Origin of the sequence: Asanoa sp. NPDC050611 (assembly GCF_040654855.1) — a bacterium.
In the GTDB taxonomy this organism is placed as follows: domain Bacteria; phylum Actinomycetota; class Actinomycetes; order Mycobacteriales; family Micromonosporaceae; genus Asanoa.
This window is the reverse complement of record NZ_JBFAIU010000041.1, coordinates 16817-34363: the sequence shown is the minus strand read 5'-3', so window position 1 is coordinate 34363 and position 17547 is coordinate 16817. Positions and strand designations below refer to the sequence as shown.

Genomic DNA, 17547 nt, shown 5'->3' with positions numbered 1-17547 from the left:
GTCGCGCACCGGTGGACCGGTCAGGGGGTCGCGCCGCGAGCGCCCCGCCTTCGACCAGAAGTTCCCGGAGCTGGCCGTGCGGTGCTCGTCGATCGCCGTGTTGAGCCGGACCCGGGTGCGGTCCGACACGCCGTACGCCCGGATGACGGGAGCGCCCACGACGCTTTCGGACACGGCCGCGAGCAGGCCGCCCATCTTCTGCCGGACGGTGCCGTAGGCGCCGGCCAGGCGCTTCTGGAACGCCCGGATGACGAAGACGGCGGGCGCGAACGCGATCAGCACGACGAGCGTGAGCTGCCACGAGTAGTAGGCCATCACGCCGGCGGTGACGATCAGCTGGCCGGCGCTGATGATCAGGATCACGCCGCCCCACTGCAGGAACTGGGTGATCTGGTCGATGTCGCTGGTGACCCGGGAGACCAGCGAGCCGCGCCGCTCGGACTGCTGGTGCAGCATCGAGAGGTCGTGGATGTGCCGGAACGTGCGGACCCGGACGTTGGCGAGCGCGGTCTCGCTGACCGTGAACAGCCGCCGCATCATCAGGTAGCCGCAGAGCGTGGTGATCGCCAGGACGCCCGCGGTGATCGCGACGACCGTGCCGACGAAGCCGACGTCGAGCCCGCCGGGGCCGGCGATGCCGCGGTCGATGCCCTGCTGGATCGCGACCGGGACGGCCGCGCGGCCGATCATCGAGACGATCGCGAAGAACAGCGTGCCGGCGAGGCCGGTGCGCAGCTCAGGGGAGAGCGACAGGCCGCGCTTGATGGTGGCCCAGGTCGACTCGGGCGCTTCCGCCTGCTCGGCCTCGGCCGGCTTCGCTACGGCCGCTCTGGTCTTCACGGTGGCGGTGGTCATGCCGCCGCCTCCCTGCGGTCGGCGGAGCGCGACCACGTGTGGCTGAGCTGGCTGCGCTCGCTTCGCTCGCTCACGCGGTCACCGCCCCTTCCTCGTCGTACGCGTGCTCGCGCTCCCGCTCGGCCTCGGCCCGCTCGTAGGCGGTGACCAGGTCTGCGTACCCCGGTGTGGTGGTGAGCAGTTCGGCGTGTGTGCCGGCGGCGACCACCCGGCCGTGCTCGACGTAGACCACCTCGTCGGCGAGGGCGATCGTGGCGCGGCGGTAGGCGACCACGAGGATCGACGTCGGCTGCTCGCCGCCGCGCAGGCCGGCCAGGATGGCGGCCTCGACGCGCGGGTCGACCGCGCTGGTGGCGTCGTCGAGCACCAGCAGGCGCGGGCGGCCGGCCAGCGCGCGGGCGAGCGTGAGGCGTTGCCGCTGGCCGCCCGAGAGCGAGGTGCCGCGCTCGCCCACCATCGTGTCGAGGCCCTCGGGCAGGCGGCGGATGAAGTCGTCGGCCTGGGCCAGGCGCAGGGCGGCCCAGACGGTCTCGTCGTCGATGCCGTCACGGTCGAGGGCGACGTTGGCGCGGACGCTGTCGTCGAAGACGAACGGGATCTGGGCGACCAGGGCGGCGGTGTCGGCCAGGGCGGCGGAGGTCAGGTCGCGCACGTCGTCGCCGTCGATGTGGACCGTGCCGGTGGCCGGGTCGACCAGGCGGACCGCGAGCGAGGCGATCGTGGACTTGCCGGAGCCGGTCGGGCCGACCAGGGCGACGGTCTTGCCCGCCGGAACGACCAGGCTGATGTCGTGCAGGACGGTCGGGCCGTGTGCGTCGTCGGCGGCCGCGCTGACCATGTCGTCGGTCTCGCCGCTGGCCGGGTACGCGTAGTCGACGCCGTCGAAGGCGAGCGTGGCCGGGCTGTCCGATTTCTCGGGGTTCAGGGTGCCGTACCGCATCTCGCCCGTGGCGGTGAGGACGTGCTGCAGGCGGTCCCAGCCGGCCACGCTGCGCGGGAGCTCCGCCAGCACCCAGCCGATCGCGCGTACGGGGAAGGCCAGCACCGTGAACAGGAACGCGACGCTGACGAGGTCGGTGACCGAGATGTCGCCTGACCGCAGGCGGAACGTGCCGACGATCAGCACGGCCAGGGTGCCGAGGCTGGGCAGCGTCTCCATCAGCGGGTCGAACAGGCCCCGGAGCCGGCCGACGGAGATCAGCGCGTCGCGCAGCTCGCGGGCCCGGCCGGCGAACCGCTCGGTCTCCTCGCTCTCCCGGCCCATGGTCTTGACGACGAGTGCGCCGTCGAAGCTCTCGTGCGCGATCGCGCTGACCTCGCCGCGCATGAGCTGCGCGCGGGCCTGGCGGGGCGCCATCCGGCGGGAGTAGAAGACGTTGATCAGGAAGAGGCCGAAGAACGTGGCCACGCCGACCAGGGCGAGCACCCAGTCGGTGAAGAAGAGCGAGCCGACGGCGCCGAACAGCATCACGACCGTGCCGACCGCGAACGGCAGCGGCGCGATCGGGAACCAGGCGGCCTCGACGTCGGAGTTGGCGTTGGACAGCAGCGTGCCGGTCGCGTGCTTGTGATGCCAGGACAGCGGTAGGTCGAGGTAGCGGCCGGTGACCAGGCGCCGGTAGCGGGCCTGCAGGCGGAACTGCATGTAGCCGGCCCCGAGGCGGCGACCGAAGATGCCGACCACCCGGAGCACGCTGACCGCCAGGACGGCCATCGCGCCGAGCCAGAGCAGCGCCTGGTTGATCTCGCCGTCCTCGATCGCCGGCACGATGACGCCGCCGACGATGTGCCCGATCACGTACGCGCTGCCCACCACCAGGCCGCCGAACAGGACGCTGCCGCCGACCGCGAAGGTGAAGATGCGCGGTTCGTCGCGGATTGCCCGGCCGAGCACGCGGAAGCCCCGGGCGAGCACGTCCCGACTGGTCACGCTCGCCACTATTGATGCCCCTCTGCCCGTCGACGCGGCTTTGCGTAAGCCGCGGAATTCCACAGTTATCCTTACCGGACCCAAGCCCTCGGTGCGAGCGGGTATTCCCTGTGTCCGCCGTCACAGAGGGGCCTGGTGTGCCCTGGCTACGATTCTCGCCATGTCCCGGTTCGTGCGGTCCGAACGCGAGAAACTGGCCAACCTTTTCGTCACGCTCGGGCCCGACGCGCCGACGATGTGCACCGGGTGGGCCACGAAGGACCTCGCCGCGCACCTGGTGATCAGGGAGCGCCGGCCCGACGCCAGCCTTGGCATGTTCGTGCCGCCGCTGCGTGGCCACGCCAAGAACACGCTGCGGTCGTTCGCGGCGAAGCCGTACCAGGAACTGGTCGATCTGGTCCGGAACCCCCCGATGTGGAGCCCGGTGAGCAACCCGCTGACCGAGGGCCTCGCCAACACCCTCGAGTTCTTCGTCCATCACGAGGACGTGCGCCGGGCGCAGGCCGACTGGCACCCGCGCGAGCTGCCCAAAGAGGACCAGGCGACGCTCTGGCGGAACTCGTCCATGATCGCCCGGCTGCGGCTGCGCCGGTTCCCGGCGACGCTGCTGGTGCAGGCGCCCGGGTTCGGCGAGGTCAGCACCGGCGCCGGCGGCGAGCGGCTGCGGCTGGTCGGCGCGCCCGGCGAGCTCGCCTACTTCCTGTCCGGCCGGCAACGGGCCACCCGGGTCCAGATCGACGGTCCATCCGCGTTGGCCGATCGGCTGCGGAACACCCCGCTGAAGATCTGAGGCGCCGGGCCGAACCACCGTTTCCTTGCCGGCGGGACACCGACATCATCGGGGGACCGGCCTTCCTGGGGGTTGAATGCGGACGTTCGCCGCGACGGCGCTGACCCCGCCGCCGTATGAGGCGCTCGTCCACCGCGCCGTCGGTGAGATCACCGCGCACACCGCGGAGTGGGCCGACGCGTTCGGGCTGGCGCCGACGGAGGCCGCCCGGGAGCGGCTGAGCCGGGCCAACGCCGCCGAACTGGCCGCACGGGCCTGCCCCGAGGTGCCGGTGGCCGCGGCGCGGCTGGTCGCCGACCTGCTGACCTGGCTGTTCGCGTTCGACGACCGGTGCGACGAGGACGCGATGGGCACCGACCCGGGCCGGCTGGCCCCGGCGCTGGCTCCCCTGCTGGAGGTGGTCGACCGGTTCGGCACGGCCGCGCACGCCGACTACCAGCCCGCGGGCCCGACCGCGGCCGCGCTGCACGACCTGTGCCGGCGGATCCGTGCGCTGGGCCGGCCGGGCGGCCTGCTGCGGTTCTCGGCGGCGTTCCGGGAGTACCTGTTCGCGCTGCTCTGGGAGGCGACCAACCGGCAGCTGCACCGGGTGCCGAGGTTCGCCGAGTACGTGCAGATGCGCCGGCACACGGGCGCGGTGCTGCCGAGCTTCGCCCTGACCGACCTGGCGACGGACGGGCTGGCCGCGCCCGCCGACCGGGTCGACCCGCGGGTGGTCCGGCTCGACCTGCTCGCCGCCGACCTCGTGTGCTGGTGCAACGACGTCTTCTCGTACGGGAAGGAACGGCTGCGCGACGGGCACAACCTGGCGACGGTGATCGCGCACGAGCTGAGCTGGCCGGAGCGGGCGGCGCTGACGGAGGCGGCGGCGCGCTACAACGCGGGGCTCGCCGCGTACCGGTCCCTGGAGGCCGAGGTGCTGGCCGAGGCCGATACACGGCTGTCCCGGATGCTGCTGGCCCGGCGCCGGTGGCTGCGCGGCACGTACGACTGGTCGCTGAGCGCGAGCCGGTACTCCTGAGTCTGCTATTAAGACCCTGGTCAGGCCATGATCGACACGGCCCGAAGGGGCTGGCATCCGTGCCGTAGTTCGCCATACTCTTCGGTAGCAAGTGACCACGATCACATGGCCAACTAAAGGTGGGTTTCCGGATATGTCGCTCGATGTCCCTTACCGGTCGATTCCCGACATGTTCCTCAAGCGTGTCGCCGCGTCGCCCGACGCGCGGGCGTTCGGCTACCCGGGCGCCTCGGGCCCGCAGTGGATGACGTGGCAGCAGATGGGCGAGCGCGCCCGGTCGTTCGCGGCGGGCCTGCACGGCCTCGGCGTCGGCGCCGAGGAGCGCGTGGCCATCCTGGCCAACACCCGCATCGAGTGGGTCATCGCCGACCTCGGCATCATGTGCGCCGGCGCGGCGACCACGACGGTCTACCCGACCACCGAGCCGGAGGACGCGGTCTTCATCATCGCGGACTCGGGCTCCAAGGTCGTGATCGCGGAGAACGCGATGCAGGCGGGCAAGCTCTCCGGCGCCGCGCTGCCGGCCGTGACGCACGTCGTGCTGATCGACGGCGACGCCGACCCGGCCGCCACCCCGCCGCAGCTGACGATGGCCGACCTCGAGAAGCAGGGCGCCGCCGCGCTGGCCGGCGACCCGGACCTGATCGACCGGCTGGTCGCGCCGATCGCGCCGGACCACCTCGCCACGTTGATCTACACGTCGGGCACGACGGGCCGCCCGAAGGGCGTCGAACTGCTGCACGCGGGCTGGTGCTGGGAGGCGGTGGCGCAGGCCGACCTGGGCATCCTGCGCGCGGACGACCTGCAGTACCTGTGGTTGCCGCTGTCACACTCGTTCGGCAAGACGCTGCTGTGCGGCATCATCCACGTCGGCCTGCCGACCTATGTGGACGGCCGCATCGACGTGCTGGTCGACAACCTCGCGGTGGTCAAGCCGACCCTGATGTGCGGCGCGCCGCGGATCTTCGAGAAGGTCTACAACCGCGCGATCACCAACGCCACGTCCTCGGGCGGGGCGAAGGCGAAGATCTTCGGCTGGGCGGTCGCGACCGGCAAGCGCAAGGTGAAGCTCGAGCAGGCGGACCAGCCGGTGCCGGCGGGTCTCAAGCTGCAGTACGCGCTGGCGAACCGCCTGGTCTTCAGCAAGCTCCAGGCGCGCCTCGGCGGCAACATCCGCACGCTGGTCTCCGGCGCGGCGCCGCTGTCGGTGGACATCTCGGAGTTCTTCGCGGCCGCTGGCCTGCCGATCTCCGAGGGTTACGGCCTCACCGAGACGAGCGCGGGCAACTTCGTCAACCGCCCCGGGGGCCTGCGCATCGGCACGGTCGGGCAGCCGCTGGGCGACCTGGAATGCAAGATCGACGAGGATGGCGAGGTGCTGCTGCGCGGCGCCCCGGTGATGCGCGGCTACCACAACCTGCCGGAGGAGACGGCGGCCGCGTTCACGTCGGACGGCTTCTTCCGCACGGGCGACATAGGCGAGATCAGCGAAGACCGGTACCTGAAGATCACGGACCGGAAGAAGGACCTGGTCAAGACCTCGGGCGGCAAATACATCGCCCCGTCGCACATCGAGGGCCTGTTCAAGGCGATCTGCCCGTACACCTCGCAGGCGATCGTGGTCGGCCAGGCCCGCAACTACTGCACAATGCTGATCACCCTGGACCCGGACGCCATCGCGGCGTGGGCGGCGAGCGGCGATCTCGCGGGCAAGTCCTACGAGGAGATCGTCACGTCGCCGGCCGCGAACGCGATGGTGGAGGGCTACATCAAGGAGCTGAACGGGAAGCTCAACCGCTGGGAAACGATCAAGAAGTTCACGATCCTCCCCCGCGACCTGACCATCGAGGACGGCGAAATGACACCGTCCCTGAAAATCAAGCGCCGCGGCGTGGAAGCCAACTTCCAGTCTGAGATCAACAAGATGTACGAGGGCACGCTGGCCGAGCTCTGATCTTCACTTACGTCAGGCCCGTCGGGATCGCTTCCCGACGGGCCTGATCTGTCCCGGGCCGAGGTGGTCGGGACCCGTGGCTCCGCGGCTGCCGCGGAAAGGCCGCCGCGCGAGGCCGTCAGTGGCAAGGACGGTCCCAGGTCGGCAACCGACCACATCGTGGTCATCCGCACCCCCTCCCGATCGCGCTAGACGCCGAATCCGCGGGCTGTGACCTGCTGCCCCACGTTGCGGAGGACGCCCTCGTCCTGCAGCTCGCGGAGCGCCCGACCGGGTCGGCCAGCGGCACGGTCTGGTCAAGCGCGCGGCCGACACAACCCTGCGACCGATCTGCCGAGCGCTGATCGGCAGGGCCACCGACCACATCGCGCGGTCGACACGACCAGCGACCCGCCACGCGGCGATCGGCACGGACTACCAACACATCATCCGGCCGACACGACCAGCGACCCGCCACGCGGCGATCGGCAGCGGCCACCGACTACATCGGGCAGTCGCAACCCAGCGATCCACGTGCCGCGGCGATCGGCAGCGGCCACCGACCACATCACCCTGCGGACGTTGCTGTGTCGTGGTTGTCCGTCGGGCTTTGATTTGAGCTCGGCCCACCGCGGGCATGGCAGCGGAGCGAAGCGAAGCGGTGTCCGGCGGGAGCGACGGTCGTGCCCACGGCGGGCCCGGGACAGGCCGCCTTTGAAGGTGCCCGAAGGTGCGTTTGAAGGTGCCTTTGAACTAGGCGATGACTACCGGCTTGCGCCAGCCGGGGTGGGGGGTGCGGTCGAGGTCGTAGCGGACCGTGGCGATGCGTTTCACCGCGTCGACCAGGTCGCCCGCCGGCAGCGTGTAAGGCAGCCGTAGGAACCGCTCCAGCGTCCCGTCCAGCCCGAATCGCGGACCCGGGGCCAGCCGGACGCCCACCTCCTCCGACGCCCGCGCCAGGGCGCTCGAGATCGGGCCGTCGAGTTCCGCCCACAGCGTCACACCGCCGTGCGGCGGGTGGACCCGCCACTCCGGTAGGTGTTCGGCCAGGGCAGCCAGCAGCGCGTCGCGTTGGGCCGCCAGTTGGACTCGGCGGGCCGGGACGATCGTGTCCGCGCGGTCCAGCAGTTGGGCCGCGACCAGCTGGTCCAGGACCGGGCTTGACATGTCGACGCCCACGCGCAGGGCCGCCAGGCGTTGGACCGTGGGGGCCGAGGCGCGGACCCAGCCGATGCGCAGGCCGCCCCAGTAGGGCTTGCTCATGCCGCCGATGGTGATCACGCGGCTGTGGCGGTCGAAGACGGCTACCGGGGGTGGGACCTCGACGCCGTCCAACGGCAGGTCCACGAAGGACTCGTCGACGACCAGGTCGGTGCCCGTCGAGTGGGCCGCGGCGACCAGGCGCTCCCGCAGCGCCGCCGGCATCAGGTGGCCGGTGGGGTTGTGGAACTCGGGGATGACGTACGCCAGGCGCGGTGTGCTCTGCCGCAACGCCCCGAGCAGCAGCTCGCCGTCCCAGCCCGCCGCCGGGTCGAGGCCGTGCGTGGCGATCCGGGCGCGGCGCGCCGAGAGCGCGGCCAGCGCGTTGGGGTAGGTCGGGGACTCCATGAGTACGCCGTTGCCGGCCTGGACCGTCAGCCGCAACACCAGGTCGAGGGCCTGCTGCGTGCCGCTGGTCACCATGATCTGGTCGGGGCTGGTGGACAGGCCGCGGTCGGTGAAGCCGCGGGCGACCGCCTCGCGCAGCTCGGGCAGGCCCGTGGGGTGGTAGCCGGCGTCGCCGAGGTATCGCGGCAGCTCGTCGGCGGCGGCGCGGGCCGCGGGGATCAGCTCCGGCGGCGCGGCCAGGGCGGCGCAGCCCAGGTCGATCATGCCGAACTCGTTGAGCGGGGTCCACAGGCCGCTGCTGGCCACCCGGTGGCCGCCCGGCAGGGTGGTCCAGCTGCCCGCGCCGCGGCGGCTGGTCAGGTGGCCGCTCTCGCGGAGCTCGCGGTACGCGGCGGTGACGGTGGTCCGGCTGACCTTGAGGGCCTCGGCCAGCTCGCGCTCGGCGGGCAGGCGGGTCCCGAGCGGGAGGCGGCCGTCGGAGAGCAGCCCGCGCACCGCGCCGGCCAGCGCGGCGTAGTCCGGGTTGCGGCGGCGGCCCGGCAGCGCGTGCCAGTGGCCGAGCAGGCGGGCGAGTTGGCTTCCGCGGACCAGGCTTGTCATATCCACTCCTCGCGAATTGGCTCTTCAACGCCGAACCAATTGGCCTTCAGAGTGGCATGCATGGCGTCTGAGAGCAACTCCTCCACCGGCCTCCGCGACCGGCTCCCCCGCAGGTTGGTCCAGCTGTTCGTGGGCCTGGCCCTGTACGGCGCGAGCATGGCGCTGATGATCGAGGCGGCGTTGGGGTTGGACCCGTGGGACGTGTTCCACCAGGGCCTGGCGTCGCGGATCGGGCTCTCCTTCGGGACCATCGTGATCATCGTGGGCGCGGTCGTGCTGCTGCTCTGGATCCCGCTGCGCCAGAAGCCGGGCATCGGCACCGTCAGCAACATCGTCCTCATCGGCCTCGCGGTGGACGCGACGCTGGCGGTGCTGCCGACCCCGGACGCGATGGCGGTGCGGATCACGTTCCTCGTGCTCGGGATCGTGCTCAACGGGGTCGCCGGCGGGCTCTACATCGGTGCCCGGCTCGGGCCCGGGCCGCGGGACGGGCTGATGACCGGCTGGGTCGGACGCAAGCCCGGGCGGTCGATCCGGCTCACCCGGACCGTGATCGAGCTGTCCGTGCTCGGCGTGGGCGTGCTGCTCGGCGGCACGGTCGGGGTCGGGACGATCGCGTACGCCCTCCTGATCGGACCGTTGAACCACGTCTTCATCCCGCTGTTCACGGTGCGCCCGTCGGCGCGGCGGCTGCGGGTCGAGCCGGTCCCGGACGCTGCTGCATGATGCATCGATCCTGGTGAAGGTTTCAGGTAAACAAAAGATCACCACAATGTTCACGACCCGTTGACGTTGGCATCATGGGTCCATGGGGCAGGACGGCTGGCGGCGATCCGACGCTTGGATCTTCGTCGCGGTGGTGATGGCGAACGGTGCCGGACGACACATGCGCTCGGCGAGCACGAGACGGCCGGAGGGCGTACGCCTCGCGGACGTGCTCTCGATGGCCGACCACCTGCGCCAGGTGCTACCCGGCCGGCGCGAGGTCGAGGAGGCCGTGCGGCGCCTCACCGGAGCCGACCTGATCACCGTGACGGACGGCTGGTTTCGGGTCACCGCGTCCGGCGCGACCATGTGGCGCAACCGGCGGTCGGGCGTGGGCGCGGTCGACACGGTCTACACCGCGCTGCTGCGGCGGCCGCTGCCGGACGACGGCGAGTGGACCCTGGACGACGCGGAACACGCGGCGGCCATTCTGGAGTACGCGGGCCGCGGTGACGAGGGCCGCCAGCCGTGAGCCAGTTGGACCCCTTCGTGGGTACGTGGGTCGTCGACGCCCGCATGCCGGGCGTCGCACCGGCCGCGGACGCTCCCGTCGTGCGGAGCGTCTTCGAGTGGATCCTCGGCGGTGCCTATCTGGCGCAGCGCACCTCGGTGCCGATTCCCGGTGTGCCGGACAGCCTGGCGATCGTGGCGACGGAGCCGGCTGACGGCCGCTACACCCAGCACTACTTCGACTCCCGCGGCGTGAGCCGGCTCTACGTGATGACCTTCGACGGCAGCGTGTGGACGCTCACCCGCAGGTCCGCGGACTTCTCCTCGTTCGACTTCGCGCAGCGGTTCGTCGGCACCTTCAGCGCCGGTGGCGACCGCATCGAGGGTCGGTGGGAGAAGGCCATGCCGGGGTCCGGGTGGGAGTTGGACTTCGAGCTGAACTACACGCGGGATCGGTGAACCTTCGGCGGCTCGCGCGGTACTCATCAACATGGGACTGACGAGGCACGTCCGTGGTGGTGACCCAGCGGCGTTGCGTGGACGCCCGCAGGCCCGACCGGTTCAGAGCGGGCCTGGCCTCAGGTCAGGGCCGGGGCCTTCGCGGTGGCCGCCGGCCGGCGGTGCCGGGCGACCCAGTCGACCAGCGGCACCGCGGTCAGGGCGGCCGTCAGGAACACCCCGCCGATCAGGAACCAGCCCCAGCCGCCCGTCGTCACCGCGAGGGCGATCAGGGAGGCCGGGCCGATCATCTCCATGGCCGAGGTGCCCATGCGGAAGGCACCGAAATACTCGCCGCGGCGCTCTTTCGGCGGCAGTTCCGCCGCGAGGGTCCAGGAGCCCGCCGACTGCCACATCTCCGACAGCGTGAACAGCACGGTGGCGAGCACGAAGACGACCAGGGTGACCGCGCCCGAGGTCGCCCCGGCCAGGTAGAAGACCGGGCAGCCCAGGGCGGCCGCCAGGCCGCCGAGGCGCAGCGCGCGGGCGGCGCCGCCGATCGTGTGGGCGCCGCGGGTCATCGCGACCTGCAGCGTCGTCGCCATCACCGTGTTGATCAGGGTGAGCACGCCGATCCACCACTTCGGCGCGTCCGTGTGCGTCAGCAGCCAGAGGGGAGCGACCTGCAGCTCGATCGTGGCGTACGCGATCAGCACCGCGCACAGCACCGTCACCGCGAGGAAGTGGCGGTCGGCGAACACGTGCCGCTGGCCGGCGGGGCGCTGCCGCACGCGACGGGCCGGGCCGGCCGGCAGGCGGGCGATCAGCGCCAGGTTGGCGAGCAGCACGACGGCGTTGGTGAGCGGCAACGCCAGGTAGGCCCACCGGGTGTCGATCGCCAGCGCCAGCGCGGCGAGGCCCGAGCCGGCCGACCAGCCGACGTTGAGCCAGGAGCGCGAGAAGGCCTGGGTGCGTACCCGCGTCTCCGGGTCGACGGCCTCGATCAGGTAGACGTTGCGGCCCGCCATCCCGACCGCGTTGAGCAGCTCGAAGAAGACGATCATGGCGAGGAAGGTGAAGAACCCGTGCGCGAACGGCCACAGCAGGAAGCCGACCGCGCTGCCCGCGACGCCGAAGGTCCACGCGCGGCGCGGGCCGAAGCGGTCCGCGATCCGGCCGAGCGGCACCGAGCACACCAGCACCGCGCCCGCCGCCGCGGACAGGCCGATGCCGATCTCGTGCGCCTCGAGCCCGACCACGGCGGTGAAGAACACCGCGCTGCCCGTGCTGAACGTGCCGATCCCGATTCCGAAGATCAGGCTGACCAGGGCGTACGCCCTCGGCAGGCCGGCCGGTGGAACCAGGTTCTCCCGCACGCCCATGGCAGGCATCCCACCATGGGCAGCGTTGATCTTGCTACCCCGTCAGCGCACGGGGTGACCGGCCCCACGCAGCGCCGCCTTCACGTCGCCGATGCGCAGCTCTCCGAAGTGGAACACGCTCGCCGCCAGCACCGCGTCCGCGCCCGCGGCGACAGCCGGCGGGAAGTGGGCCGTCGCGCCCGCACCGCCGCTCGCGATCACCGGGATGTCGACCGCCGCCCGCACGGCCTGGATCAGCTCCAGGTCGAAGCCCGCCTTCGTGCCGTCCGCGTCCATCGAGTTGAGCAGGATCTCCCCCGCACCCAGGTCCGCCACCTGGCGCGCCCACGCGACCGCGTCCAGGCCGGTCCCGCGCCGCCCGCCGTGCGTGGTCACCTCGAAGCCGCCGGCCGCCGTGCGGCGCACGTCAAGCGAGAGCACCAGCACCTGGTTGCCGAACCGCGACGCGATGTCGCCGACCAGGGCCGGCCGTGCGATGGCGGCCGTGTTGACGCCGACCTTGTCCGCGCCGGCCCGCAGCAACGTGTCCACATCGGACACCGAACGGACGCCGCCACCGACGGTCAGGGGGATGAAGACGGACTCGGCGGTGCGCCGCACCACGTCGAGCATCGTGCCCCGGTCGTCCGACGACGCGGTCACGTCGAGGAACGTCAGCTCGTCGGCGCCCGCCGCGTCGTAAGCCGCGGCCAGCTCGACCGGGTCACCGGCGTCCCGGAGGTCGACGAAGTTGACGCCCTTGACCACCCGCCCCGCGTCGACGTCGAGGCAGGGGATCACCCGGACCGCGACGCTCACGACGCCAGCACCGCCAGTGCCTCGCGGACGGTGAACGCGCCCGCGTACAGCGCCTTGCCGGCGATCACGCCCTCGACGCCCGCGCTCTCCAGCGTGGCCAGCGCGCGCAGGTCGTCCAGCGTGGAGACGCCGCCGGAGGCGATCACGGGCGCCGGCGTACGGGCGCAGACCTCGCGCAACAGGTCGAGGTTCGGCCCCCGCATCATGCCGTCCTTGGTGATGTCGGTGACCACGTAGCGGGCGGCCCCGGCCTTGTCGAGCCGCTCCAGCACCTCGTAGAGGTCACCGCCGTCGCGGGTCCAGCCCCGGGCCGACAGGGTGCGGCCGCGCACGTCGAGGCCGATCGCCACGCGGTCGCCGTATTCCCCGACCACCCGGTCGCACCACTCCGGGTCCTCCAGCGCGGCCGTGCCGATGTTGATGCGGGCGGCCCCGGTGCCCAGCGCGGCGCGCAGCGAGGCGTCGTCGCGGATCCCGCCGGACAGCTCGACCTTCACGTCGAGCCGGCCGACCACCGACGCGAGCAGGTCGGCGTTCGAGCCCCGGCCGAACGCGGCGTCGAGGTCGACCAGATGGACCCACTCGGCCCCGTCGCGCTGCCAGGCCAGGGCCGCCTCCAGCGGGTCGCCGTAGCCGGTCTCGGTGCCGGCGGCGCCCTGCACGAGACGGACGGCCTGGCCGTCGGCGACGTCGACGGCGGGCAACAGGGTGAGCGTCATGATCTTCCTCCGGGAAGCGGATCAGCCGGCGCGCCGGCCCAGGGCGACGATGACCAGGGCGGGCAGGCAGAGCAGCAGGAGCACGGTCAGCACGAGGCGCAGCGCCACGTCGTCGACGAGGAACCAGACCAGGCCGAGCAGCACGAGCGTGACGATCGCGATGCCGGCCCGCTCGCCACGGCTGCGGCGGGCGAGCAGGCGGCCGGTGCGGCGCCGCTGCGGGGTGAGCCGCGCGGCGAGAGCCCGGCGGCGTTGGCGGCGGGCGGCGACCCGGGCCCGCTTGGCGCGCAGCTTCGCGGCCTCGGCCTCGCGGGCGGCCCGGCGCAGGGCGCGTTCCTTAGCCAAGGGTGGCCAGCCAGTTCCCGAGCAGCGTCGCGCCCGCGTCGCCGGACTTCTCCGGGTGGAACTGGGTAGCGGACAGCGCTCCCCGCTCCACGGCGGCCACGAACGGCTCCTCGTGGGTGCAGAGCGTGGCTCCGGGCTGCTGCTCGTGCGCGGCGTACGAGTGCACGAAGTAGAACCTCGTGTCTTCCGGCAGCCCGGCGAACAGCACCGAGTCCGCCGGCGGCGTGACGGTGTTCCAGCCCATGTGCGGGACCCGGCGCGCGGCGAGCCGGCTGACCGTGCCGGGCAGCAGGCCCAGCCCCTTGGTCACCACGCCGTGCTCCTCGCCCGCCTCGAACAGCACCTGCATGCCGACGCAGATGCCGAGCACCGGACGGCCGGCGGCGACCCGCTCGGCGATCACCCGGCCGGCGGAGCCCGGGAGCGCGTCGATACCGGCCATGCAGGCGGCGTACGCGCCGACGCCGGGCACGACGAGGCCGTCCGCGGCCGCGGCGGCGTCGAGGGACGGGGTCACGGACACGTCAGCGCCGACCCGCTCCAGGGCGCGCTGCGCCGACCGCAGGTTGCCTGAGCCGTAGTCGAGCACGACCACCTTGGGCGCGGCGGTCACGACGGCACCAGCCAGAGCACGCCGCCACCGAGCGCGAGCAAGGCGAGCAGCCCGACGAAACCCACCGCACCGCGCGAGGCGCCCTGCTTGTGAAGGGAGTAGACACCGCCACACAGGATGCCAGCCACGGCGAGCAGCAGAACCGGCACGGCGGAACTCACAGGGCACCCTTCGTCGACGGGACCGCGCCACCGGAGCGCGGGTCGATCGCCGCGGCCTCGCGCAGCGCGCGGCTGACCGCCTTGAACTGTGCCTCCACCACGTGGTGCGCGTCGGGGTTGCCCCCGGGCCGGGCGGCCCGGAGCACGTCGACGTGCAGCGTGACGCGCGCCGCCAGGCCGAACGACTCGAAGATGTGCCGGGTCATGCTGGTTGGGTAGACCGGCCCGATGTAGGGCGCCAGCGGCGGCTCGTCGTGCACCACGTACGCCCGCCCGGACAGGTCGACCGCGGCCCGCACCAGCACCTCGTCCATGGGGACCGTGGCGCTGCCGTACCGCTGGATCCCGGCCTTGTCACCGAGCGCCTCGGCGAACGCCGTGCCCAGCGCGATCGCCGTGTCCTCCATGGTGTGGTGCGCGTCGATCTCCAGGTCGCCGACCGTCCGCACGGTCAGGTCGAAGCCGCCGTGCCGCGCGATCTGGTTGAGCATGTGGTCGTAGAACCCGACCCCGGTGGAGATCTCCGCCCGGCCGGTGCCGTCGAGGTCGATCTCGACCAGCACCTTGGTCTCTTTGGTGGTGCGCTCGACGCGCCCGACCCTCGTCATCGCTTCTCCCTGGGTTGCGCCGTCCGCAGGACCAGGCGCCTTTGGCCAGCAGAGCTCACAGTTCCTCCATGGCGGCCAGAAAGGCATCGGTCTCGGACGGGGTGCCGGCGGTGACGCGCAGCCAGCCGGCGAGGCCGACGTCGCGGACCAGCACCCCACGGTCCAGCAGCGCCTGCCACGCGGCCCGCTGGTCGCCGCCCACCTCGAACAGCACGAAGTTGGCGTCGCTGTCGGCCACGGTCAACCCGCGCGCCCGCAGCGTCGTCACGATCCGGTCGCGCTGCTCCTTGATCGCCTCGACGGTGGCCAGCAGCCCGTCGCGGTGCGCCACGGCCGCGCGGGCGGCGGCCTGGGTCAGGGCGCTCAGGTGGTACGGCAGGCGGACGAGCTGCACGGCGTCGACGACGGCCGGGTCGGCGGCGAGGTAGCCCAACCGGCCGCCGGCGAACCCGAACGCCTTGCTCATCGTGCGGGTCACCACGAGGCGCGGGTGGCCGGGCAGCACCTCGAGCGCGCTGGCGGTGCCGCGTCGGGCGAACTCCGCGTAGGCCTCGTCGACGATCACCATCCCGGGCGCCACGTCGAGCACCGCGGTCACGACCTCCGGCGGCAGCGCGGTGCCCGTGGGGTTGTTGGGCGAGCAGAGGAACACCAGATCGGGTGCGTGCGCACGGACCTGAGCCGCGACCTCGTCGGCGCTCAGCGAGAAGTCCGGGCCACGCCGCCCGTCGACCCACCTGGTGCCGGTGCCGACCGCGAGCAGGGGATGCATCGAGTACGACGGCGTGAAGCCGAGCGCCGTCCGCCCCGGCCCGCCGAACGCCTGCAGGAGCTGCTGCTGGATCTCGTTGGAGCCGTTGGCCGCCCAGACGTTGGCGACGGTCAGCCCGTGGCCGAGATAAGCGGCGAGGTCGGCCCGCAGCGCCACCGCGTCCCGGTCGGGGTAGCGGTTGAGGTCGCGCAGCTCGTCCTGGACCGCCTTGGCGATCGCCTCGACCACGTCGTCCGGCAGGGAGTACGAGTTCTCGTTGGTGTTCAGGCGCACCGGCACGTCGAGCTGCGGCGCGCCGTACGGCGTCAGCCCGCGCAGGTCGTCCCGCAGCGGGAGGTCGTCGAGGTGGGTCATGCCGGGAACCTCGCGGTGACCGCCTCGCCGTGGGCCGGCAGGTCCTCGACGGTGGCCAGGGTGACCACGTGCGGCGCCGCCTCGCGGAGCGCGGCCTCGTCGTACTCGATGACGTGGATCCCGCGCAGGAACGACTGCACGGACAGGCCGCTGGAGTGTCGGGCGCACCCGCCGGTCGGCAGCACGTGGTTGGAGCCGGCGCAGTAGTCGCCGAGCGAGACCGGCGCGTAGGGCCCGACGAACACCGCGCCCGCGTTGCGCACCCGCATCGCGATGGCGCGGGCGTCGCGGGTCTGGATCTCCAGGTGCTCGGCGGCGTACGCGTCGACGACGCGCAACCCCTGGTCGAGATCGTCGACGAGGACGGTGCCGGACTGCTCGCCGCTCAGCGCGGTGGTGATGCGCTCGGTGTGCTTGGTCTTCGCGACCCGCTTCGTCAGCTCGGCGTCGACGGCGTCGGCCAACGCGGAAGACGGCGTCACGAGCACGCTCGCCGCCAGCGGGTCGTGCTCGGCCTGGCTGATCAGGTCGGCGGCGACGTGCCCGGGGTCGGCGGTGTCGTCGGCGAGGACGGCGATCTCGGTAGGCCCGGCCTCGGCGTCGATGCCGACCGTGCCGCCGGAGCGCAGCAGCCGCTTCGCCGCGGTGACCCAGACGTTGCCGGGGCCGGTGATGATGTCCACCGGCCGGCACCAGCCGGTGCCGTCGGCGTTGGTGGTGCTGCCGTGGCCGAGCATCGCGATCGCCTGTGCGCCGCCGACCGCGTAGACCTCGTCGACGCCGAGCAGCGCGCAGGCGGCCAGCACCCGCTGGTCCGGCAGGCCGTCGTTGTCCTTCTGCGGCGGGCTGACCACGACCAGCGCGTCGACGCCGGCGACCTGGGCGGGCACCACGTTCATCACGACCGTCGACGGGTACATGGCCAGGCCGCCCGGCACGTAGAGGCCGACGCGCTCGACCGGGACCCAGCGTTCGGTGACCGTGCCGCCGCGTACGACCCGGGTGGTGGTGTCCTGCCGTCTCTGGTCCTCGTGGACCCGGCGGGCGCGCGCGATCGCCTCCAGCAGCGCGGCCCGCACGTCGGGGTCGAGGCTGTGCTCGGCGGCCTTGATCGTCTCCGGCGGGACGCGGAGCTCGTCGAGGGTCACGCCGTCGAACTTCTGCGTCGCCTCGCGGACGGCGCTGAACCCATGCTCGCGCACCGCCTCGACGAGCGGGCGGATGGTCTCGACGGCCTGCGACACGTCGAGCCGGGCGCGGGGCAGCAGACCGCGCGGGTCGGTGTCGACGCCGCGCAGGTCGATCCGGTTCAACACCCCTGAAAGTCTAGGCGTCTCAGCAACCGGGATTCGGGCGCCGTTCGCACTGTTCGGGTCCCGGTGCCCGATCAGGCGCTAGGCTCGGG

General features: G+C 72.4%; 18 protein-coding genes. 6 read left to right on the top strand and 12 right to left on the bottom strand.

From position 1 onward, the window contains the following. Both AB0H87_RS09490 and AB0H87_RS09485 read right to left on the bottom strand, forming a co-directional pair. The coding region (locus AB0H87_RS09490; protein ID WP_360142085.1) for an ABC transporter ATP-binding protein at positions 1-855 on the bottom strand (855 nt) is incomplete at its 3' end. Positions 856-925: 70 nt separating this feature from the next. Continuing rightward, on the bottom strand, positions 926-2794 hold the full coding sequence (locus AB0H87_RS09485) for an ABC transporter ATP-binding protein (protein ID WP_360142083.1): 1869 nt from the start codon (positions 2792-2794) through the stop codon (positions 926-928). A 151-nt stretch (positions 2795-2945) separates the two neighbouring features. Here AB0H87_RS09485 and AB0H87_RS09480 point away from each other — a divergent pair, with 151 nt between their 5' ends. The 3 genes from AB0H87_RS09480 (at position 2946) to AB0H87_RS09470 (ending at position 6550) form a co-directional block, all read left to right on the top strand. Then, positions 2946-3575 (top strand): TIGR03085 family metal-binding protein, encoded by a 630-nt coding sequence (locus AB0H87_RS09480; RefSeq protein ID WP_360142081.1) that lies wholly within the window; start codon positions 2946-2948, stop codon positions 3573-3575. 76 nt (positions 3576-3651) lie between these two features. After that, complete coding sequence (locus AB0H87_RS09475) at positions 3652-4596, top strand: terpene synthase (RefSeq protein ID WP_360142079.1); 945 nt, start codon at positions 3652-3654, stop codon at positions 4594-4596. 133 nt (positions 4597-4729) lie between these two features. Continuing rightward, a complete protein-coding gene (locus AB0H87_RS09470) occupies positions 4730-6550 on the top strand; it encodes a long-chain fatty acid--CoA ligase (RefSeq protein WP_360142077.1) in 1821 nt (606 codons plus the stop codon). 732 nt (positions 6551-7282) lie between these two features. Here the strand turns inward: AB0H87_RS09470 and AB0H87_RS09465 are convergent. After that, complete coding sequence (locus AB0H87_RS09465) at positions 7283-8737, bottom strand: PLP-dependent aminotransferase family protein (protein WP_360142075.1); 1455 nt, start codon at positions 8735-8737, stop codon at positions 7283-7285. A 60-nt stretch (positions 8738-8797) separates the two neighbouring features. Here AB0H87_RS09465 and AB0H87_RS09460 point away from each other — a divergent pair, with 60 nt between their 5' ends. The 3 genes from AB0H87_RS09460 (at position 8798) to AB0H87_RS09450 (ending at position 10411) form a co-directional block, all read left to right on the top strand. After that, positions 8798-9463, top strand: coding sequence for a hypothetical protein (locus AB0H87_RS09460; protein ID WP_360142073.1), 666 nt, complete (start codon positions 8798-8800; stop codon positions 9461-9463). Between the two features lie 82 nt (positions 9464-9545). After that, positions 9546-9974: a hypothetical protein gene (locus tag AB0H87_RS09455; RefSeq protein ID WP_360142071.1), complete on the top strand. Its 429-nt coding sequence runs from the start codon at positions 9546-9548 to the stop codon at positions 9972-9974. 17 nt (positions 9975-9991) lie between these two features. After that, positions 9992-10411, top strand: a complete 420-nt coding sequence (locus tag AB0H87_RS09450; protein ID WP_360142069.1) for a hypothetical protein — start codon at positions 9992-9994, stop codon at positions 10409-10411. A 119-nt stretch (positions 10412-10530) separates the two neighbouring features. On the opposite strand, the gene AB0H87_RS09445 is transcribed toward AB0H87_RS09450, so the two are convergent. The 9 genes from AB0H87_RS09445 to hisD are packed head-to-tail and all read right to left on the bottom strand — an operon-like array spanning position 10531 to position 17458. Further along, positions 10531-11772, bottom strand: coding sequence for an MFS transporter (locus tag AB0H87_RS09445; protein WP_360142067.1), 1242 nt, complete (start codon positions 11770-11772; stop codon positions 10531-10533). A 42-nt stretch (positions 11773-11814) separates the two neighbouring features. Further along, entirely contained in the window at positions 11815-12570 is a 756-nt protein-coding gene (gene hisF, locus AB0H87_RS09440; protein WP_360142065.1) for an imidazole glycerol phosphate synthase subunit HisF, read from the bottom strand. After that, complete coding sequence (priA, locus tag AB0H87_RS09435) at positions 12567-13289, bottom strand: bifunctional 1-(5-phosphoribosyl)-5-((5-phosphoribosylamino)methylideneamino)imidazole-4-carboxamide isomerase/phosphoribosylanthranilate isomerase PriA (protein ID WP_360142063.1); 723 nt, start codon at positions 13287-13289, stop codon at positions 12567-12569. Before priA ends, hisF begins: the two co-directional genes overlap by 4 nt. Positions 13290-13310: 21 nt before the next feature. After that, a complete protein-coding gene (locus tag AB0H87_RS09430) occupies positions 13311-13634 on the bottom strand; it encodes a hypothetical protein (protein WP_360142061.1) in 324 nt (107 codons plus the stop codon). Continuing rightward, a complete protein-coding gene (gene hisH / locus AB0H87_RS09425) occupies positions 13627-14247 on the bottom strand; it encodes an imidazole glycerol phosphate synthase subunit HisH (RefSeq protein WP_360142059.1) in 621 nt (206 codons plus the stop codon). The genes AB0H87_RS09430 and hisH overlap by 8 nt, the downstream gene beginning before the upstream one ends. Next, positions 14244-14408: a hypothetical protein gene (locus tag AB0H87_RS09420; protein ID WP_360142057.1), complete on the bottom strand. Its 165-nt coding sequence runs from the start codon at positions 14406-14408 to the stop codon at positions 14244-14246. Before AB0H87_RS09420 ends, hisH begins: the two co-directional genes overlap by 4 nt. Next, positions 14405-15016, bottom strand: a complete 612-nt coding sequence (gene hisB / locus AB0H87_RS09415; RefSeq protein WP_360142055.1) for an imidazoleglycerol-phosphate dehydratase HisB — start codon at positions 15014-15016, stop codon at positions 14405-14407. The genes AB0H87_RS09420 and hisB overlap by 4 nt, the downstream gene beginning before the upstream one ends. 55 nt (positions 15017-15071) lie before the next feature. After that, positions 15072-16142 (bottom strand): histidinol-phosphate transaminase, encoded by a 1071-nt coding sequence (locus tag AB0H87_RS09410; RefSeq protein WP_360142053.1) that lies wholly within the window; start codon positions 16140-16142, stop codon positions 15072-15074. Next, entirely contained in the window at positions 16139-17458 is a 1320-nt protein-coding gene (hisD, locus tag AB0H87_RS09405) for a histidinol dehydrogenase (RefSeq protein ID WP_360142051.1), read from the bottom strand. The genes AB0H87_RS09410 and hisD overlap by 4 nt, the downstream gene beginning before the upstream one ends. Between the last annotated feature and the right edge of the window lie 89 nt (positions 17459-17547).